This is a genomic window from Mycobacterium heidelbergense, assembly GCF_050205645.1.
Lineage (GTDB): Bacteria > Actinomycetota > Actinomycetes > Mycobacteriales > Mycobacteriaceae > Mycobacterium > Mycobacterium heidelbergense_A.
The window spans coordinates 1-18,759 of record NZ_JBNMQT010000039.1 but is presented as its reverse complement, the minus strand read 5'-3'; the positions used below and the strand labels follow the sequence as shown (position 1 = coordinate 18,759).

Below are 18,759 nucleotides of genomic sequence, written 5' to 3'. Positions count from 1 at the left end.
GGGGGACGACGCCGCGGGTGGGTGCGAGGGCGCAGCGGCGGGCCCGACGGGTGGAACCGGCGGCGCGAACGGCCGAACCGGCGGCGGCGCCGGTTCGGCAGGTCGCTCAACCTCGTGCGCGTGCGCGGGCAACCGCATGGGTCCGGTGTCCCGCTGCGTGGGCACCTGTGGGCTGGTGTGCTGCGGCGGTGGCGGGGGGCTCTGCGGAGGCAGCGGCTGAGCCTGGCCTTGATGCGGACCGGGCGGTCCGACCGGCGGCGCGATCTGAAAGACCAGCCGCGGACCGTGCTGCGGATCGCCGAGCATGATCGCCTGCCCGTCGTGGATGTCGACCGCCGGTACCCGGAACCCGTTGCTGAAGATGCCGCTACGGCTCTTGTCGATGGCCACCCAGTGTGTGCCCAGGAACCGCAGCAGAACCTCCGGGCGAGGCGCCTGCGGCGGCGGCCCCCCGAGTTGCTCCAGTGGAATGTCGGCCCCGGCGCCGTAGCCCACGACCACGTCGCGGCCCGGCGGGAAGACATACCGCATCGATCCGACCCATACGGTGAGCGGGGAGGCCGGCACGGCGGAAGCCTCGGGCCGCATCGAATGCCACCTTTCGTTGCCGGTCAGACCGGATTGATCCCGTGTTCAGGCCAATCGGGGATTGATCAAGTGTCTACCCGCTGCCGGTCGGCTATCCACCGGGCGCCCCGGTCACAGTGTGTGCCGACGCGGCGCGAGTGCCGCATTGTCGAGTAGTCGGCGCAACACGTCGACCGCATCGGAGAGCACCCGGCGGTCGGACGGCTCGAGCAGAGCCAGTTGCGGTTCGATCGCTGCCGCGCGGTCGGCCCGCACGGCGTTGAGTGTGCGCATTCCCTCATTCGTGATGCGAATGCGGACCGCCCGGGCATCCCCGGGATCGACGGTTCGGGTGACCAGGCCGGCGTCCTCGAGGCGGCGCACTTGCGTGGTCATCGTGGGCTGCGAGCAGTGGTCGACGGCGGCCAGATCACCGATGCGTGCTTCTCCATGGACTTCGATGGTGGCCAGCAGCCTGGCCTGCGCGGCGGGCAACGGCATTTGGATGCGCTGGGTGGCCAGCCGATTGAGCCGCGCGACGACGGCGAGCAGGTCTGCTCCCAGGCCAGGCTGGGGATCGGTGTTTGCGGCGTCAACGACATCGGTGTGGTTGGCGGCGGATGCATTCATACCTACATCGTTGCATAGCTTTGCTAAGCGAGCCGAACGGTGGACACCCCGAGATCCGTCTGTGTGCTGCGAGGACTTGGCGCCACGGCCTGGCAGAATCGTTAGGGTGACCGTTCCGAGATCTCCCCGGGTGGGCCGTCGGGGTGGATCGCTGCGTCCGGTCGAATTGGCGCAGGCGTCGGTTATGGGCGCGCTATGTGCGGTCATCGCAATCATTTCCGTCGTCATCCCGTTCGCGGCGGGATTGGCCTTGCTGGGCACCGTGCCCACCGGGCTGCTCGCCTACCGCTATCGGCTGCGGGTGCTGCTCGCGGCGACGGTTGCCGCCGGGATGATCGCCTTCCTGATCGCCGGGTTGGGCGGTTTGATGACCGTCGTCCACTGCGCCTACATCGGCGGACTGACCGGAGTCGTCAAACGTAGGGGCCGCGGCACGCTCACGGTGGTCGTCTCCTCGCTGATCGCGGGGGTCGCTTTCGGCGCCATGTCCGTCGGCGCGCTGACCGTGATGACCAGGCTGCGGCACCTGATTTTCGACGTGATGACCTCGAACGTGCACGGGGTCGCGTCGTTCCTGGGCCGTGTGCATCTGCAGCGGCCCGCCGATGATCTGATGCGGTATTTCACTTGGGCATTGGGCTACTGGCAATGGTGGATGCTGGCCTATTACGGCCTCGGAATCATGGTCGTGTCGTTGATCGGTTGGTGGGCGTTGTCGCGTCTGCTGGAGCGGATGCGCGGCCTGCCCGATGTGCACAAATTGGAGGCTTGGGACGGAGGTGACGGGAACGCATCGGTCGGGCCGGTTCCCGTGCGGCTGGACCGGGTGCGCTTCCGTTACCCCGGCGCCGGCCAAGACGCGCTGCGCGAGATCAGCCTGGACCTGCGGGTCGGGGAACACGTGGCCATCACCGGGGCCAACGGCTCCGGGAAGACCACGTTGATGCTGATCCTGGCCGGCCGTCAACCGACGTCGGGCAGCGTGGAGCGACCGGGCGCGGTGGGCCTGGGCGAGCTGGGCGGCACGGCCCTCGTCCTGCAGCACCCGGAAAGTCAGGTCCTGGGCACCCGGGTGGCCGACGACGTGGTGTGGGGCTTGCCGCCGGGCACCGAAATCGACGTGAACCGGTTGCTCAGCGAGGTCGGCCTCGAGGCACTCGCCGAGCGCGACACCGGAAGCCTGTCCGGCGGCGAATTGCAGCGCCTGGCGCTCGCCGCGGCGCTGGCCAGGGAGCCGGCACTGCTCATCGCCGACGAAGTCACCACCATGGTCGACCAGCACGGCCGCGACGCATTGCTGGGTGTGCTCTCCGGTCTCACCACGCGGCACCGCACAGCGCTCGTGCACATCACGCACTACAACAACGAGGCCGATTCCGCGGACCGCAGAATCGATCTCAGCGATTCGCCGGACAACACCGGTATGGTCGAGACCTCGGCCGCGCCGACACCGGCCATCCCCGTGGACTACCGCCAGCCGCACGCGCCGGTCATCGAACTCATCGGCGTCGGCCACGAATACGGCAGCGGCACCCCCTGGGCCAAGACCGCGCTGCGCGACATCAATTTCGTGGTCGAGCAGGGAGACGGCGTGCTCATCCACGGCGGCAACGGCTCGGGTAAGTCGACGCTGGCGTGGATCATGGCCGGCCTGACCATCCCCACGGCCGGCGCCTGCCTCATCGACGGCCGGCCCACCCACGAGCAGGTCGGCGCGGTGGCGTTGTCGTTCCAAGCGGCCAGGCTGCAGTTGATGCGCAGCCGCGTGGACCTGGAAGTGGCTTCGGCAGCGGGCTTTTCGCACCTCGACCAAGATCGGGTCGCCACCGCTTTGGGCGTCGTCGGACTCGATCCCACGCTCGCCAAGCGGCGCATCGACCAGCTCAGTGGTGGCCAGATGCGCCGCGTGGTGCTGGCCGGACTGTTGGCGTGCTCACCACGCGCCCTGATCCTCGACGAGCCGTTGGCGGGTTTGGACGCCGCCAGCCAGCGCGGCCTGCTGCGGCTGTTGGAGGACCTGCGCCATGAGCGTGGCCTGACGGTGGTGGTGATTTCACACGACTTCGCCGGGCTGGAGGAGCTGTGCCCGCGCACCCTGCATCTGCGCGAGGGCACCGTCGAACCGATGCCGACCGCGGCGGGAGGCATCGCGTGACAACGACTTCGACGATGGCAACGGCGGACGGCGCAACCCGTCGCCCCTCTCGCCCGGTGGTGCTGCTGATCCCGGTGCCCGGACGTTCGGCCATCCACGATTTGTGGGCAGGGACCAAACTGCTTGTCGTTTTCGGTCTTTCGGTGCTGCTGACGTTCTACCCGGGCTGGGTGACGATCGGGATTGCGGCGGCGTTGGTGGTTGCGGCGCTTCGGATCGCACGCATTCCGCGCGGCGTGCTGCCGTCGATACCACGCTGGCTGTGGATCGCTCTCGCGTTGGGCTTCGTCACGGCCGCCCTGTCCGGTGGTAGCCCGAAGATCTCGATCGCCGGGCTCGAGATCGCACTCGGCGGGGCGCTGAACTTCCTGCGGATCACCGCGCTCTCGATCGTGTTGCTCGGGCTGGGGGCGCTGGTGTCCTGGACCACCAATGTCGCCGAAATCGGGCCGGCGTTGGCGACATTGGGCCGACCGCTGAAGATATTCCGGATCCCGGTCGACGAATGGGCGGTGGCGTTGGCGCTCGCGTTGCGCGCGTTCCCGATGTTGATCGACGAATTCCAGATCCTCTACGCCGCCCGCCGGCTGCGGCCGAAACGAATACCGAAGAGTCGCAAGGCTCGTCGTCGGCGACATGCTCTCGAGCTGATCGACCTGATGGCCGCCGCCATCACCGTGACCTTGCGGCGCGGTGACGAGATGGGCGACGCGATCACCGCTCGCGGCGGCACCGGTCAGCTCTCCGCCCGCCCGGTGCGGCCGAGGCTGGCCGACTGGGTGACGATCGCGATCACCATCGCGGCCAGCGGGGCGGCGGTGGCGCTCGAGACGATGATGCATACGCCGTACTGAGCGTAAAAGTGGCCGAGACTCAAAGCGTCCGCAAGATCGCGGCCCCTACGCACGAAGTCTGGGATGTCCTCGCCGATTTCGGCTCGATCGCGTCGTGGGCCGATAATGTCGACCACTCGTGCATTCTGTCCTCCGGTCCCGACGGCGGGCTAGTCGGCACCGCCCGGCGAGTTCAGGTCAAACGCGACGCCCTCGTGGAACGGATCACCGAGTTCGACCCGCCGCACGCGCTCGCCTACGCCATCGAAGGCCTACCCCGGCGCCTGCGCAGCGTGACCAACCGCTGGACGCTGGCGGCTGCGGGCGATTCGACCGTCGTGACCCTGACCAGCACGGTCGAAATCGGTTCCCGTCCACCGCAAAAGCTCGCCGAACGCGTGCTGTGCCGCTTCCTCGCGCGACAGTCCGACGTAATGCTCGCCGGACTCGCGAACAGATTGGAGAACGCCCGTGTCTGATCGCCCCGACATCGTGATCGTGATGACCGACGAGGAGCGCGCGGTTCCGCCGTACGAGGATCCCGACGTGCTCGCCTGGCGCGACCGAACACTGGTCGGGCGCAAGTGGTTCGAAAGTCACGGCGTCAGCTTCGCCCGGCACTACACCGGCTCGCTGGCCTGCGTGCCCAGCCGCCCAACAATTTTCACCGGGCACTTCCCCGACCTACATGGGGTCACCCAGACCGACGGCATCGGGAAGACCGCCGACGACTCGCGGATGCGCTGGCTGCGCCAGGGCGAGGTGCCCACGCTTGGGAACTGGTTTCGCGCGGCCGGCTACGACACGCACTACGACGGCAAGTGGCATATCTCGCATGCCGATCTGATCGATTCCTCGACGGGCCGTGCGCTGGCCACCAACGACGACGATGGCGTCGTCGATCCGGTGGCGGTGCAGCGCTACCTGGACGCAGATCCGCTGGGGCCGTTCGGCTTCTCGGGCTGGGTCGGCCCGGAACCGCACGGGGCGCTGCTGGCCAATGCGGGCGTTCGCCGCGATCCCCTGATCGCCGAGCGGGTGGTCGCATGGCTCACCGACCGCTACGCCCGCCGTCGGGCCGGCGACCCCGCCGCGCAGCGTCCCTTCCTGCTCGTCGCCAGCTTCGTCAATCCCCACGACATCGTGCTGTTCCCGACGTGGTCGCGCCGCGGTCCGGTCAAGCCGTCGCCGTTGGATCCACCTCCAGTGCCCGCGGCGCCCACCGCCGAGGAGGACCTGTCCACCAAGCCCGCGGCCCAGATCGCCTTCCGTGAGGCCTATTACTCCGGCTACGGTCCGGCACCGGCGATCAACTGGACCTACGACCGCAACGCCCAGCGCTACCGCGACCTGTACTACCGCCTGCACGCCGAGGTGGACGCGCCGATCGACCGCGTCAGACGGGCCGTCACCGAAGGCGGTTCGGACAACGCGGTTTTGGTGCGGACCGCCGATCACGGCGATCTGCTCGGCGCCCACGGTGGCCTGCACCAGAAATGGTTCAACCTCTACGACGAGGCGACGCGCGTTCCGTTCGTCATCGCCCGGATCGGGGCGGGCTCGACCTCGCCTCGGGTGATCACGGCGCCGACGTCGCATGTCGACCTGGTGCCGACGCTGCTCGCGGCCGCCGGTGTGGATGTCGCGGCGGTGTCCGCATCGCTGGCCGAGACGTTCTCGGAAGTCCATGAGCTGCCGGGCCGGAATCTCATGCCGATCGTCGACGGCGCACCCGCCGACGACTCACGAGCCGTCTACCTGATGACCCGCGACAACATGCTCGAGGGCGACACCGGCGCCTCGGGCCTGGCGCGCCGCCTGAAGCGCACCGTCAATCCGCCCGCGCCGCTGCGCATCCGGATCCCCGCCCACACCGCCTCGAATTTCGAGGGTCTGGTGGTCCAGGTTGATGGACACCTGTGGAAGCTGGTCCGCACCTTCGACGATCCAGGCACCTGGACCGAGCCCGGCGTACGTCACCTGGCAGCCAACGGGCTTGGGGGAGAGGCCTATCGGACGTCCCCGCTGGATGACCAGTGGGAGCTCTACGACCTAACCGACGACCCGATCGAAGCCGTCAACCGGTGGACGGACCCGGGGCTGCACGGGCTGCGCCAGCACCTGCGGGCGCAGCTGAAACAGGTCCGCGCCACTTCCATCCCCGAACGAAATGAGCCGTGGCCCTACGCATCTCGTCGACCGCCGAGCGAGGCACCGTCCAGGCTGAGGCGTCTCGCTAGGCGGGTCCGTTCGCGAGCGTAACCCGACTGCGAATAATCGACCGGAATTTCGCACTGGTGTTACGCTCGCGGGGCGCACTGACCCTAGGTCCGCATTCGGTCGATGAGGTTGGACAGCACCACGATGCTTTCGCTGCGCTCGATGTCCGCGCTCGCCCGGATCCGCTCGAGGGCGGTCTCCAGGTGCCGCATGTCGCGGGCCAGCACGTGCAGGATCGCATCCGACGTGCCGGTCACCGTCGCGGCGCTGACCACCTCCGGCATGTCCACCCAGGCCGCCCGCAGCTGATCGGGCGCGATCGTGCCGTGGCAGAACACTTGCACAAACGCCTCGGTGTTCCAGCCGAGCGCATTGCGGTCGATGACGGTGGTGAAACCCTTGATCACGCCGGTATCCAGCATCCGGTCGACGCGACGCTTTACCGCCGGGGCGGACAAATTCACCTTCTGCCCGATCTCGGCGAAGGTCGCCCGCGCATTCTCGGTGAGCTCGGAGAGGATGCGCTCGTCGACCTCGTTCAGACGTTCCATGCCACTCCTCAGCGCAACAAATCGTCGCAAGCGCAAATCTAGCACAATAAATCGTCTATAGACACGCAAGAATCGTCGTTTGCTTGTCACCCGAGCGGCAAATACCGTTGATTTATGACGGATTCGTACGTGGTGGCACCCGCGCCTCTCAAGCCCAGCCGCAGGGCCCGGACCCGCCGGTACGCGATGACCCGGCCGGACTTCTTCGCCGTCGAGTACGCGATCAATCCCTGGATGGACGTCGCCGCACCGGTCGGTGTCCACCTCGCGCAAGCGCAGTGGCGGGCGCTCTACCAGACCTACGTCGACCTGGGCCACCGCGTGCATTTGATCGACCCCGTGCCCGGGCTGCCGGACATGGTCTACGCCGCCAACGGCGGATTCATCGCCGGCGACGTCGCCGTCGTCGCTCGGTTCCGATACGCACAGCGCGCCGCCGAGTCGAGGGCCTACGCCGAATGGATGTCGTCGATGGGCTATCGGCCCGCGACCACACGTCACGTCAACGAGGGGCAGGGCGACCTGCTGATGGTCGGCGACATGCTGCTGGCGGGCTACGGCTTTCGCACCGATCTGCGCGCCCACGACGAAATCTCGGCTCTGCTGGGCGTGCCGGTCGTGTCCCTCGAGCTGGTCGATCCCCGGTTCTATCACCTCGACACCGCGCTCGCCGTTCTCGACGACCACACGATTGCGTTCTACCCCCCGGCATTCAGCACGGCGGCGCGGGAGCAGCTGCACGCACTGTTCCCCGACGCCATTGTGGTCGGGAGCGCCGACGCATTCGTGCTCGGGCTGAACGTGGTCTCCGACGGCCTACACGTTGTGCTTCCTTCCGCCGCAACGGGTTTCGCCGCTCAGCTGCGCGAGGCCGGCTTTGGACCGGTCGGCGTCGATCTCTCCGAGCTGCTCAAGGGCGGCGGTTCGGTCAAGTGCTGCACATTGGAGGTATTTCCATGACGATCGTGGCTGATACCGCAGCTGACGCCCTGATCGCGCAAGTCGAAAGGCATGCGGCGCGCAATTATTCGCCGTTACCCATAGTGGCGGCAAGCGCCGAGGGAGCCTGGATCACCGACGTCGACGGCCGGCGCTACCTGGATTTCCTGGCCGCCTATTCGGCAGTTAACTTCGGGCATTGCAACCCCGAGATCACCGCGACGGCCCACGCCCAACTCGACACCGTCACGCTCGTCAGCCGCGCGTTCCACTCCGACAACCTCGGGCGGTTCTGCGCCGCACTTGCCACGTTGTGCGGCAAAGACATGGTGCTGCCGATGAACTCGGGCGCCGAGGCGGTCGAGAGCGGCCTGAAAGTCGCCCGCAAGTGGGGCGCCGACGTCAAGGGCGTGCGCGACGGCTACGCCAACATCATCGTGGCCGACAACAATTTCCACGGCCGCACGATCAGCATCGTGAGCTTCTCGTCCGACCCGACGGCTCGCGACGGCTTCGGACCCTTCACACCGGGATTCCGTTCCGTCCCGTTCGGCGACGCCGCGGCACTGGCACGGGCGATCGACGACAACACCGTCGCGGTGCTGCTCGAGCCGATCCAGGGCGAGGCCGGGATCATCGTCCCGCCCGACGACTACCTTCCGGCCGTGCGCGCGCTGTGTGCCGAGCGCAACGTGCTGATGATCGCCGACGAAATCCAGTCGGGGCTGGCCCGCACCGGCCACACATTCGCCTGCGACCACTGGGGTGTCGTGCCGGACGTCTACCTGCTCGGTAAGGCGCTAGGCGGCGGCGTGGTTCCGCTGTCGGTGGTTGTCGCGGACCGCGAAATCCTCGGCGTGCTGCATCCCGGCGAACACGGCTCGACGTTCGGCGGCAACCCGTTGGCCGCCGCGATTGGCACCACCGTGGTGTCCATGCTGGCGACGGGGGAATTTCAGGCGCGCGCCGCCGAATTGGGTGCCCACCTGCACCGGCGCCTGGAGGCACTGATCGGCGACGGTGTGCTGGCGGTGCGCGGCCTCGGGCTGTGGGCCGGGGTCGACATCGAACCGGCCTTGGCCACCGGCAAGGAAATGAGCCTACGGTTGGCCGAGCGCGGAGTGCTGGTCAAGGACACTCACGGCTCGACGCTGCGGTTCGCGCCGCCGCTGGTGATCACCGAACGGGAAATCGACTGGGCGATCGACCAATTTGCTTTTGCGCTGGCGGAGGCTGCCTCATAATCAGCTGATCCGACAACAGGAGGCGCAATTGCCGGCCACGTCGATCGGCCTGAGACAGCAGATGCTGCGCCGCCGCCCGGTGACCGGCGCTCCCGTCGCGCACGGGGCCGCGGATCACCTCAGGCGCAGTTTCGGCACGTTCGAGCTGACCATGTTCGGTGTCGGCTCGACGATCGGCACCGGTATTTTCTTCGTGCTGTCGCAGGCGGTGCCGGAAGCCGGACCGGGAGTGATCGTCTCGTTCGTCATCGCGGGAATCGCGGCGGGGCTCGCAGCCATCTGCTACGCCGAATTGGCCTCCGCCGTACCGGTTTCCGGGTCGTCGTACTCGTATGCCTACACCACGCTGGGCGAGGCGGTCGCGATGGGTGTGGCCGCCTGCCTGCTGCTGGAGTATGGCGTGGCCACCGCGGCGGTCTCGGTCGGCTGGAGCGGCTATGTGAACAAGCTGCTGAACAACTGCTGCGGATTCCAAATGCCGCACGCGTTGTCGGCGGCGCCATGGGATTCCGACCCGGGCTACATCAACCTGCCGGCGATCGTCCTGATCGGAATGTGCGCGCTGTTGCTGGTCCGCGGCGCCAGCGAGTCCGCGCGGGTCAACGCGATCATGGTGCTGATCAAGCTCGGCGTGCTGGCCATGTTCGTGATCATCGCTTTCACCGCCTTCGACGCCAACCAGCTGAACAACTTCGCGCCATTCGGTGTCGCCGGCATCGGCTCGGCGGCGGGCACGATCTTCTTCTCGTTCATCGGCCTCGACACGGTCTCGACGGCGGGCGACGAAGTGCGAAACCCGCAGAAGACCATGCCGCGCGCGCTGATCTCGGCGCTGGCGATCGTCACGACCGTCTACGTACTCGTCGCGCTGTCCGCGCTCGGCACCCAGCCGTGGCAGGATTTCGCCGCGCAGGAGAACGCCGGCCTGGCCACCATCCTCGACAACGTCACCCACGGCATGTGGGCCAGCACGATCCTGTGCGCGGGCGCGGTGATCTCGATCTTCACCGTCACGCTGGTCACCATGTACGGCCAGACCCGCATCCTGTTCGCCATGGGTCGCGACGGACTGCTGCCGTCGCGGTTCGCGAAGGTCAACACCCGCACGATGACCCCGGTGAACAACACCGTGATCGTCGCGATCGCCGCGGCCCTGCTCGCGGCCTTCATACCGCTCGACAAACTTGCGGACATGGTGTCTATCGGCACCCTCACCGCGTTCATCGTCGTCTCCGCCGGCGTCATCATCCTGCGGGTGCGCGCGCCCGACCTGCCCCGCCCGTTCAAAGTGCCCGGTTACCCTGTCACGCCCGTACTTTCGGTGCTGGCGTGCGGGTACATCCTCGCCAGCCTGCACTGGTACACCTGGATCGCGTTCACCGGCTGGATCTCGGTGGCGTTGATCTTCTACTTCGTGTGGGGCCGTCACCACAGCGCGCTCAACGACGGCGGTGACGGCCTCATCCCGACCGCGGCGGCGTCGGAAGACGAGCCGAGGGAACTGTTGTGACCGTTGTCGTCGGCTACCGGGCCGGCGAGGTCGGCCTGTCGGGGTTGTATCTGGCCGTGCGCGCTGCGCGAACCCTCGATACGTCGCTAACGGTGGCGACCATCGTGCCCCAGCCCTGGCCGACACCGACGTTCGCTCGCGTCGACGCCGAGTACGAGAACTGGGCCGACCATTTGGCCTCGGATTCGGCCGCGGAGGCCAGGGGTTTTCTGCACGGCGTGGCCGATGGGCTCGAGGTCACCTACTCCCACCGTGCGCACCGGTCGGTGTCGGGTGGATTGATCGAGCTGATCGCGGATGTCGACGCCGAGGTCCTGGTGCTGGGGTCATTGCCCAGCGGCGGCCGCGGTCAGGTGGTGATCGGCTCGACCGCCGACTGGCTGCTGCACGTGTCGCCGGTGCCGGTCGCGATCAGTCCGCGCGAATACCGTTCGTACACAGGCGGATTGACCCGGCTAACGTGCGCCTACTCCGCCACCCCCGACTCAATCGGCGTGGTACAGCGGTGCGTCGAATTCGCGCGGCGACTAGGGCTGCCGGTGCGGGTGATCACCTTCGCGGTCCGCGGCAAGACTATGTATCCACCGGAAGTGGGCCTGGACGTTGAGGATTCGATCCTGCAGGCGTGGGCGGCGCAGGCGCGAGAAGTTCAGGAAAACCTGAAGACCGACGGCGTCGTCGGCGCGGATGTTGCGCTGGACGTGGTGACCGGCCACAGCTGGAACGAGGCGATGGAGAAGGTGGACTGGCAGGACGGCGACGTCCTGACACTGGGCACGTCGCCGCGCGGCGACATCCGGCGGGTGTTCCTCGGATCTCGCAGCGGGAAGATCATCCGCGAGAGCACGGTGCCGGTGGTGGTGCTGCCGGGCTGAGGCTATCGGCGGGCGGCGGCGTTGGCGGCCTGTTGGGCGCGGCGTAAAATGTCCGCGACATCGCCTCGGCCCAAGAACATTTCGTCAAAGTAGCTTTGTAGGGCGGTGTCGCCGGCGGCGAAGCCCGCACCGCCCGGTGCCGGAATGCGCGGCCCGTCGAGCACGGAGAAGAACGGTGTGACGTCGACGCCGCGGGCGGCCCAATACGCGTAGTAGGCCGGTTGGGCGGACAGCACCGCGGGGATGGCCGCACCCTGGCGGCCCAGATAGGCGTTGCCCTCGCCGCTGCCCATCCAGGCCAGCACCTGCCGCACCGCGTCCGGGTGCTTGGTCGCCGCATTGCCCGCCGCGGCGATGCCGTTGGTGACGCTCACCCGGCCGGCGGGCCCGATCGGCAGCATCGCGACACCCCAGCGGAATCGGGCATCGTGGGCCACCGGCGCCAGGTTGTAGGTGCCGGACTGAAAGAGCGCCATCCTGCCGGCCAGAAACTGGTTGCGGGAGAAGTCGCCGTTGTCGTTGGTGTCCGAGGCGGGCGGGGCGACGTGATCGTCGTTGATCAGGCGGACCAGGTAGCGGAAGGCCTTGACGGCCGCGGGGTTGTCGAACGAGAACTCGTCGCCGCGCTGAAATACTCCGCCGGCCGACCCGATGTAGTTGAGGTAAATGGCCTGAGCGTCGTTGGCGGCGTTATACCCCCACTGACGTACCCGTCCGGCGTCGAAACCCGGGGTGCCCGCGGCATGCCCATCCGCGTCGACGGTGAGCCGGGATAGCAACGGCCGCAACGTGTCGTCACCGTCGGGACTCCACCGCACGCCGTTCAACCGGGCGGGATCAATCCCCGCCGCCGCAAGCAGGTCCGCGTTGTAGAACACGGCGATGCCGGCGTCGGTCAGCTGCGGCACACCCCATAGCGCCCCGCCGCGGGTGAACTGATCGACAACGGCCCGCTCCCACGCCGACGCGGCGCGCGGGCCGAGCGTCTTGCCGATGTCCATCAGCCGGCCGCTGTCGGCATAGGCGGCGAGATATGCGTTGGACACCCAGAAGATGTCGTCGGCGCTGCCGCCGGCCATGTCGGTGCGCAGGGTGTTGAAGTACGTCGAGTAGGCCACCGTGTTGAGGTGCACCTGAATATCGGGATGCGCCCGGGTGAATGCCTCGAACGATTGCCGATATGCCGTGCCGATCTGATCGCCCCAGACCCGCACCGTCACAACGATCTTGCCGCCGTGCGGTTCGCCGGAATAGTCCAGCAGCATCGCCGTCGCGGCCAACAACGCGGCGATGAGCGCGAGCGCGCCCGCAATCAGCGTGGAGGACCGAGGCCGGTTCACTTGAGCCCCGAGACGACGATCGACGCGACGATGTGACGCTGGAAGGTCACGAAGAGGACGATCAACGGCGCGATCGCGATCGTGGTCGCGGCCATCACCAGCGTCCACTGGGAGTTGAACCGCGACTGCAGGTCGGCCGTCGCCACCGTGAGTACCCGCCACTTGTGGCCGCTGGTGATCACCAACGGCCACATGAAGTTATTCCATTGCGAGACCACGGTGATCAGCGTCAGCGCGGCCAGCACCGGACGGCTGGACGGAATCACGACGTGCACGATCACGTCCAACGTGGTGGCCCCGTCGAGGCGCGCGGCGTTGATCAGATCATTCGGAATGATCCGAAAATGCTCGCGCAGCAGGAAAATCGCGTAGGGCGAGCCGAACATGAACGGCAACACCAGCGCCCAGAACGTGTTGCGCAGGCCCAGCTGCGCCATCATGAGGTACATCGGGACCACGGTCACCGTTCCCGGCACCATCAACGTCGCGATGTAGACCCAGAACAGCGCGTCGCGTCCGGGAAACTCCAGCCGTGCGAACGCGTACGCGGCCAGCACCGAAAACGTCAGCTGGCCCACCAGAATCACCGCCGTCATCAACGCGGTCACCGCCGCCGCCCGGCCGAACCCGGCACCGGCCAGGTCGGCATAGTTGGCCAGGGTGGGTGGCCGCGGCCACTGCAGCGGCGTGCCCGTCGCGAACTGGTGGGCCGACGTGAACGACGTCAGCAACCCAAGTGCGAAGGGCGCCAACGTGATCAGCGCACCGATCGCCAGGGCCGCGTAGATCATGCCGTTCGACAGCCGACTAGGTGAGGTCATAGCTGATCCGCCGACGGAAGTACAAGTGCTGGACGGCCGTGACGCCGACCAGGATGACGAACAGCACCACCGCCATGACCGACGCCCGGCCGATCGCCGCCGAGCCGAACGCCTCGGCGTAAATCCGGTGGGCCACCAGGTCTGTGCGGCCTTCGGGCCCGCCGCCCGTCAGCGCGTAGACGGTGTCGAAAACCTGTGCGCTGCTGACGATCCCGGTTACCAGGACGAAGAACATCGTCGGCCGCAGCATCGGCAGGGTAATGCGCCAGAACCGCTGCCAGGCGGTGGCGCCGTCGGTGCGTGCGGCAGCATAGATGTCGGCCGGGATCGCCAGCAGGCCCGCGAGAAAAGTCAGCGAGACGTAGCCGACGTTGGTCCACACGACCACCGCCGACACCAGCGGCAGCGCAAAGCTGGGATCGGACAGCCAGCTGATGCTGTGTCCGAGCACGGCGCTGACGGCGCCGTCGGTGGGGGCCAGGATCCAGCGCCACAACACCGCGATGGCCAGCGGCGCGCAGATCCACGGCAACACGTAGAGGGTGCGAAACAAGCCGGTGCCCCGCAACTCGCGAGCCAGCATCGAGGCGGCCGCCAACCCCAGCACGGTCTGCGCCGGAACGACGATCGCCACGAAGACGGCGGTGACGATCAGCGAGTTGCCGAAGTCGGCGTCGGCGAGCACCGCGCGCCAGTTGGCCAGGCCCACGTAGCGCAGCGGACCGAGCAGATCCCACCGATACAGGCTCAGCCAGATCACCACGAGGATGGGCAGCAGCAAGAACGCGACGACGCCGAACAGGCTGGGCGCCAGCAGGGCATAACCCAACGGAGTGGATCGGCGGGGCGCGTCGGCCATGGGTGTATTAAAGCCGGGCGGATGCGGTGGACATAGGGTTGGATTCGTGACACCGAACCGGGGGATCGATGCCGACTTCCTGGACCTGCCGCGCCACGAACTGGCCGACGCAGCACTGTCGGCGGCCACCAAGGCCGGGGCCAGCCACGCCGACCTGCGGGTTCACCGCATCAGCACGGAGATCGTCCAGCTGCGCGACGGCGAGCTGGAGACCGCGGTCATCATCCGCGAGGTCGGCCTGGCGGTACGCGTGATCGTCGACGGCACCTGGGGATTCGCCTCGCACGCCGAGTTGGCGCCGTCGGTAGCCGCCGAGACCGCGCGTCGCGCCGTGCATGTGGCCGCCACGCTGGCGACGCTGAACACCGAACGCGTCGAGCTCGCGCCGGAGCCGGTCTACGCGGATGCCACGTACGTGTCCAACTACCGGATCGACCCGTTCGACATCCCGGCCGCCGACAAGATCGCCGTGCTGGAGGACTACTCCGGGCGACTGCTGGACGCCGACGGCATCGACCACGTGTCGGCCGGGTTGACCGCGGTCAAGGAGCAGACGTTCTACGCCGATACCTTCGGATCGTCGATCACCCAGCAGCGGGTGCGGCTGCAGCCCTCGCTGGAGGCGGTGACGGTGGACGCCGCCGCGGGCAGCTTCGACTCGATGCGCACCCTGGTGCCGGCGATGGGGCGGGGCTGGGAGGCGGTGGCCGGCGACGACGTGTGGAACTGGACCGACGAGCTCGCGCAGTTGCCGTCGTTGCTGGCCGAAAAGGTCAAGGCACCCAGCGTGACTGCGGGGCGCAAAGACCTGGTGATCGACCCGACCAACCTGTGGCTGACCATCCACGAATCCATCGGCCATGCCACCGAATACGACCGCGCGATCGGCTACGAGGCCGCCTATGCCGGAACGTCGTTCGCCACCCCCGACAAGCTCGGCACCATGCGTTACGGCTCACCGGTGATGAACGTGACCGCCGACCGCACCGTCGAATTCGGCTTGGCCACAATCGGTTACGACGACGAGGGTGTGGCCGCGCAAAGCTGGGATCTGGTGCGCGACGGGGTGTTCGTCGGCTATCAGCTCGACCGGGTGTTCGCGCCGAGGCTGGGCCAGCCGCGCTCCAACGGCTGCTCGTATGCAGATTCGCCGCACCACGTGCCGATCCAGCGGATGGCCAACGTGTCGTTACAGCCCGGCCCCGACGACACCAGCACCGCCGATCTGATCAGCCGGGTCGAGGACGGCATCTACATCGTCGGCGACAAGTCGTGGTCGATCGATATGCAGCGCTACAACTTTCAGTTCACCGGCCAGCGGTTCTTCCGCATCCGCGACGGCAGCCTGGACGGCCAGCTGCGCGACGTCGCGTATCAGGCGACCACCACCGATTTCTGGAATTCCATGGAAGCCGTGGGCGGTCCGTCCACCTGGCGGCTGGGTGGTGCGCTCAATTGCGGCAAGGCCCAGCCCGGACAGATCGCCGCCGTCAGCCACGGCTGTCCGTCGGCGCTATTTCGGAATGTCAACGTGCTCAACACTCGTACCGAGGGTGGCCGATGATCCGCGCCGGCGACAATGCAGTGGGGGCACCCCCAGCTGCGCAGCGGCGAGGGGGACGAAGCGATGCTGAGGAGCGGCGCCAATGATTTCTGCGCAGCACGTCGTCAACATCGTTTTGGACGAGGCGGCAAAACGCGGCGGCGCCAACGAGACCATGGTGCTGGTCACCGACCGCGTCGAGGCGACGTTGCGCTGGGCGGGCAATTCGATGACCACCAACGGGGTTTCGGTCAACCGCAGCGTGACCGTGATTTCGATTGTGCGCGACGGCAGCAGCACGCGCGTGGGCACCATGGTGTCCGCGGAAGTCGATCCGCGGGTAATCCCCGGGCTGGTTGCCGCGTCCCAGGACGCGGCCCGCTCCGCGCCGGAGGCCGGTGATGCCGCGCCACTGCTGGCCGATACCGGGGTGCCGGCTGATTGGAATGCACCGGCACCCGGCACCGGGCCAGAGATATTCGGCGACCTCGCCGCCTCGCTGAGCCGCGGGTTCAAGGGTAGCGACCGGTTGTATGGCTATGCGCACCACAATGTTTCGACGACGTTCCTGGCGTCGTCGACGGGCTTGCGCCGCCGCTTCACCCAGCCCGCCGGCGCGGTCGAGATCAATGGCAAACGCGGCGACGCGAGCGCCTGGGTGGGGGTAGGCACACCCGATTTCGTCGATGTGCCAACGGATCTGCTGCTCGAGCAACTGTCGACCAGGCTCGGTTGGGCACAGCGGACCGTCGAATTGCCGGCGGGCCATTACGAGACGCTCATGCCGCCGTCGACGGTGGCTGACATGATGATCTACCTGGGCTGGTCGATGGCCGGCCGCGGCGCGCACGAGGGCCGGACCGCCTTCTCCGCCCCCGGTGGTGGGACCCGGATAGGGGAGCGGCTCACCGAGCTGCCGCTGACGCTGTTCTCCGATCCGATGGCGCCGGGTCTGGCCTGCACGCCGTTCGTCGCGACGAGCAACTCTTCGGAGACCGTGTCGGTGTTCGACAACGGCATGGAGATCGGCCAGGTGGACTGGATCCGAAACGGGGTCATCAACGCGCTGGCGTATCCGCGAGCCATTGCCGCCAAGTACGACGCCCAGGTCGCCGTGGCCGCCGACAACCTGGTGATGACGGGCGGGTCGGCCGAGCTGGCCGACATGATCGCCGGCACCGAACGCGGCCTGCTGCTGACCACGTTGTGGTACATGCGGGTGGTTGACCCGACGACACTGCTGCTCACGGGCCTGACCCGCGACGGCGTGTACCTGGTCGAAGACGGCGAGGTGACCGCGGCCGTCAACAACTTCCGATTCAACGAGAGCCCGCTGGGCCTGCTGCGGCGGGCTACCGAGGCCGGGGTCAGCGAGAAGACCCTGCCGCGCGAGTGGGGAGATTGGGCCACCAGAGCGGCGATGCCGTCGCTGCGCATCCCGGACTTCTACATGTCGTCGGTGAGCCAGGCGCACTAGGCGATTGCCCAGCGGCGGGGCTGGTTCTAACGTGTGACCAATGCTGACGCGGTTAGTGGCGTTGTCGCCGGGCGACGGACGCATAACGGGCCTGGCGCGGCGGGTATGCGGGCAGACGTTGTCGCTGCCACCGTTGCCCGCCTGCGTCGACGTTGACGAGCCATCCTCGGAGGCCGAGGCCGTCGTCGCCGAATTCGCCGAGCAGTTCAGCGTCGACGTCTCGGCGATCACCGGCGACCAGCGATCGCGGCTGTGGAAGCAGTTGGGGGACAGCGCCTTTGGCGTTGTGGTGCAGATGTACATCGCCGACTTCGTTCCACGGGTACGCGCGGGGTTCGAGGCGCTTGGCGTCGGCTCCGAGTATCTCGACTGGGTGAACGGCCCGATCTCATGGGACCACTTGACGGACCCTTCCGATGTGGTGTTCAACGACTTCCTGCCCGCCGTGGCGCGGATGCGCGCGCTGGACCCGGTCACCGCCGAGCTGGTCCGGCTGCGCGGCGCGGCTCAGCACAACTGCCGGCTGTGCAAGTCGCTGCGCGAAACTACCGCCCTGGATGCCGGGGGTTCCGAGACGCTGTACGGCGATATCGGGCGCTACGAGGACTCAAGTTTGCTCGACGAGCGCGCTAAAGCAGCGCTTCGCTACACCGATGCGTTAATTTGGACTCCTGCGCACCTCGTCGCCGACGTTGCCGCCGAGGTGCGCTCCCGGTTTTCGGAGGCGAAGGCCGTGGAGCTCACCTTCGACGTCATGCGAAATGCCAGCAACAAAATCGCGGTGTCGCTGGGCGCCGACGCCGCCCGCGTCGAGCACGGCACCGAGCGCTACCTGCTCGATGCCGAGGGCCAGACGGTGTTCAGCTGACGTCTGCGTGGCACCATGGTGCGCACTAGGGGCGGTAGCTCAGTTGGTTAGAGCCGCGGACTCATAATCCGTTGGTCGCGGGTTCGAGCCCCGCCCGCCCCACCGTAAAGCCCTTGGATGCTGTGGGGACAATCGATCGCGCTCGCGGCCATATGCATCGCGGCGTCGCAGCGTACGGCCTCATGACGCCGGGTACACAAGCCTGGCGGGCTTACTTCACGACTTGAACCGGAGCTGGTCTTTAGACGGCGACTCGCAGCGGGTTCGATGCAGGCAGCTGGGGGACGGGCCGCCGGTTCGGTGTAGACCACTGCCGCCGTACCATGC

The 18,759-nt window shown here is 67.6% G+C and carries 16 protein-coding genes, 1 tRNA gene and 1 pseudogene; 12 read left to right on the top strand and 6 right to left on the bottom strand.

Annotated elements, in window-relative coordinates; all coding sequences use genetic code 11:
• Together ACQI5H_RS24040 and ACQI5H_RS24035 are read right to left on the bottom strand one after the other, a co-directional pair.
• A pseudogene (locus ACQI5H_RS24040) lies at nucleotides 1–588 on the bottom strand (ATP-binding cassette domain-containing protein); the annotation flags it as partial.
• A 111-nt stretch (nucleotides 589–699) separates the two neighbouring features.
• Nucleotides 700–1,197: a MarR family winged helix-turn-helix transcriptional regulator gene (locus ACQI5H_RS24035; protein WP_427081796.1), complete on the bottom strand. Its 498-nt coding sequence runs from the start codon at nucleotides 1,195–1,197 to the stop codon at nucleotides 700–702.
• Nucleotides 1,198–1,303: 106 nt separating this feature from the next.
• On the opposite strand from ACQI5H_RS24035, the gene ACQI5H_RS24030 reads away from it, so the two are divergent.
• From ACQI5H_RS24030 to ACQI5H_RS24015, 4 genes are read left to right on the top strand one after another with little or no spacing between them, the layout of a single operon-like run.
• Nucleotides 1,304–3,352, top strand: coding sequence for an ATP-binding cassette domain-containing protein (locus ACQI5H_RS24030; RefSeq protein ID WP_427081795.1), 2,049 nt, complete (start codon nucleotides 1,304–1,306; stop codon nucleotides 3,350–3,352).
• A 14-nt stretch (nucleotides 3,353–3,366) separates the two neighbouring features.
• On the top strand, nucleotides 3,367–4,206 hold the full coding sequence (locus tag ACQI5H_RS24025; RefSeq protein WP_427081797.1) for a CbiQ family ECF transporter T component: 840 nt from the start codon (nucleotides 3,367–3,369) through the stop codon (nucleotides 4,204–4,206).
• Nucleotides 4,207–4,214: 8 nt separating this feature from the next.
• The gene (locus ACQI5H_RS24020) at nucleotides 4,215–4,664 is read left to right on the top strand and encodes an SRPBCC family protein (protein WP_427081794.1); all 450 of its coding nucleotides are present in this window, start codon (nucleotides 4,215–4,217) and stop codon (nucleotides 4,662–4,664) included.
• A complete protein-coding gene (locus tag ACQI5H_RS24015; RefSeq protein ID WP_427081793.1) occupies nucleotides 4,657–6,447 on the top strand; it encodes a sulfatase-like hydrolase/transferase in 1,791 nt (596 codons plus the stop codon). Before ACQI5H_RS24020 ends, ACQI5H_RS24015 begins: the two co-directional genes overlap by 8 nt.
• 62 nt (nucleotides 6,448–6,509) lie before the next feature.
• On the opposite strand, the gene ACQI5H_RS24010 is transcribed toward ACQI5H_RS24015, so the two are convergent.
• Nucleotides 6,510–6,956 carry an Lrp/AsnC family transcriptional regulator gene (locus ACQI5H_RS24010; protein WP_427081792.1) on the bottom strand — a complete coding sequence of 149 codons (447 nt, stop codon included), beginning with the start codon at nucleotides 6,954–6,956 and terminating at the stop codon, nucleotides 6,510–6,512.
• 114 nt (nucleotides 6,957–7,070) lie between these two features.
• Between ACQI5H_RS24010 and ddaH the strand changes: the two genes are divergently transcribed.
• From ddaH to ACQI5H_RS23990, 4 genes are read left to right on the top strand one after another with little or no spacing between them, the layout of a single operon-like run.
• Nucleotides 7,071–7,916 (top strand): dimethylargininase, encoded by an 846-nt coding sequence (gene ddaH, locus ACQI5H_RS24005; protein ID WP_427081791.1) that lies wholly within the window; start codon nucleotides 7,071–7,073, stop codon nucleotides 7,914–7,916.
• On the top strand, nucleotides 7,913–9,139 hold the full coding sequence (gene rocD, locus ACQI5H_RS24000; RefSeq protein WP_427081790.1) for an ornithine--oxo-acid transaminase: 1,227 nt from the start codon (nucleotides 7,913–7,915) through the stop codon (nucleotides 9,137–9,139). The genes ddaH and rocD overlap by 4 nt, the downstream gene beginning before the upstream one ends.
• A gap of 28 nt (nucleotides 9,140–9,167) precedes the next feature.
• A complete protein-coding gene (locus ACQI5H_RS23995) occupies nucleotides 9,168–10,649 on the top strand; it encodes an amino acid permease (RefSeq protein WP_427081789.1) in 1,482 nt (493 codons plus the stop codon).
• Nucleotides 10,646–11,524, top strand: a complete 879-nt coding sequence (locus ACQI5H_RS23990; RefSeq protein ID WP_427081788.1) for a universal stress protein — start codon at nucleotides 10,646–10,648, stop codon at nucleotides 11,522–11,524. Before ACQI5H_RS23995 ends, ACQI5H_RS23990 begins: the two co-directional genes overlap by 4 nt.
• A 2-nt stretch (nucleotides 11,525–11,526) precedes the next feature.
• Here ACQI5H_RS23990 and ACQI5H_RS23985 read toward each other — a convergent pair whose 3' ends face one another.
• From ACQI5H_RS23985 to ACQI5H_RS23975, 3 genes are read right to left on the bottom strand one after another with little or no spacing between them, the layout of a single operon-like run.
• On the bottom strand, nucleotides 11,527–12,864 hold the full coding sequence (locus ACQI5H_RS23985; protein WP_427081787.1) for an extracellular solute-binding protein: 1,338 nt from the start codon (nucleotides 12,862–12,864) through the stop codon (nucleotides 11,527–11,529).
• Nucleotides 12,861–13,685: a carbohydrate ABC transporter permease gene (locus ACQI5H_RS23980; protein WP_427081786.1), complete on the bottom strand. Its 825-nt coding sequence runs from the start codon at nucleotides 13,683–13,685 to the stop codon at nucleotides 12,861–12,863. The genes ACQI5H_RS23985 and ACQI5H_RS23980 overlap by 4 nt, the downstream gene beginning before the upstream one ends.
• Nucleotides 13,672–14,544: a carbohydrate ABC transporter permease gene (locus tag ACQI5H_RS23975; RefSeq protein ID WP_427081785.1), complete on the bottom strand. Its 873-nt coding sequence runs from the start codon at nucleotides 14,542–14,544 to the stop codon at nucleotides 13,672–13,674. The genes ACQI5H_RS23980 and ACQI5H_RS23975 overlap by 14 nt, the downstream gene beginning before the upstream one ends.
• A gap of 46 nt (nucleotides 14,545–14,590) precedes the next feature.
• Here ACQI5H_RS23975 and ACQI5H_RS23970 point away from each other — a divergent pair, with 46 nt between their 5' ends.
• The 4 genes from ACQI5H_RS23970 to ACQI5H_RS23955 all read left to right on the top strand — a co-directional run bounded on the left by ACQI5H_RS23970 (nucleotide 14,591) and on the right by ACQI5H_RS23955 (nucleotide 18,534).
• Nucleotides 14,591–16,108 carry a TldD/PmbA family protein gene (locus ACQI5H_RS23970; protein ID WP_427081784.1) on the top strand — a complete coding sequence of 506 codons (1,518 nt, stop codon included), beginning with the start codon at nucleotides 14,591–14,593 and terminating at the stop codon, nucleotides 16,106–16,108.
• An 82-nt stretch (nucleotides 16,109–16,190) separates the two neighbouring features.
• Nucleotides 16,191–17,564, top strand: coding sequence for a metallopeptidase TldD-related protein (locus ACQI5H_RS23965; RefSeq protein ID WP_427081783.1), 1,374 nt, complete (start codon nucleotides 16,191–16,193; stop codon nucleotides 17,562–17,564).
• A gap of 40 nt (nucleotides 17,565–17,604) precedes the next feature.
• Nucleotides 17,605–18,432 (top strand): carboxymuconolactone decarboxylase family protein, encoded by an 828-nt coding sequence (locus tag ACQI5H_RS23960; RefSeq protein WP_427081782.1) that lies wholly within the window; start codon nucleotides 17,605–17,607, stop codon nucleotides 18,430–18,432.
• A 28-nt stretch (nucleotides 18,433–18,460) separates the two neighbouring features.
• Nucleotides 18,461–18,534: transfer RNA gene (locus ACQI5H_RS23955), tRNA-Ile, on the top strand.
• Nucleotides 18,535–18,759: the final 225 nt, after the last annotated feature.

What these genes read in the sequence shown, in the direction of transcription:
- ACQI5H_RS24035 (WP_427081796.1), bottom strand. Translation starts at nt 1,197, where the DNA reads ATGAATGCATCCGCCGCCAACCACACCGATGTCGTTGACGCCGCAAAC.
- ACQI5H_RS24025 (WP_427081797.1), top strand. Translation starts at nt 3,367, where the DNA reads ATGGCAACGGCGGACGGCGCAACCCGTCGCCCCTCTCGCCCGGTGGTG.
- ACQI5H_RS24010 (WP_427081792.1), bottom strand. Translation starts at nt 6,956, where the DNA reads ATGGAACGTCTGAACGAGGTCGACGAGCGCATCCTCTCCGAGCTCACC.
- ddaH (WP_427081791.1), top strand. Translation starts at nt 7,071, where the DNA reads ATGACGGATTCGTACGTGGTGGCACCCGCGCCTCTCAAGCCCAGCCGC.
- rocD (WP_427081790.1), top strand. Translation starts at nt 7,913, where the DNA reads ATGACGATCGTGGCTGATACCGCAGCTGACGCCCTGATCGCGCAAGTC.
- ACQI5H_RS23980 (WP_427081786.1), bottom strand. Translation starts at nt 13,685, where the DNA reads ATGACCTCACCTAGTCGGCTGTCGAACGGCATGATCTACGCGGCCCTG.
- ACQI5H_RS23975 (WP_427081785.1), bottom strand. Translation starts at nt 14,544, where the DNA reads ATGGCCGACGCGCCCCGCCGATCCACTCCGTTGGGTTATGCCCTGCTG.
- ACQI5H_RS23965 (WP_427081783.1), top strand. Translation starts at nt 16,191, where the DNA reads ATGATTTCTGCGCAGCACGTCGTCAACATCGTTTTGGACGAGGCGGCA.
- ACQI5H_RS23960 (WP_427081782.1), top strand. Translation starts at nt 17,605, where the DNA reads ATGCTGACGCGGTTAGTGGCGTTGTCGCCGGGCGACGGACGCATAACG.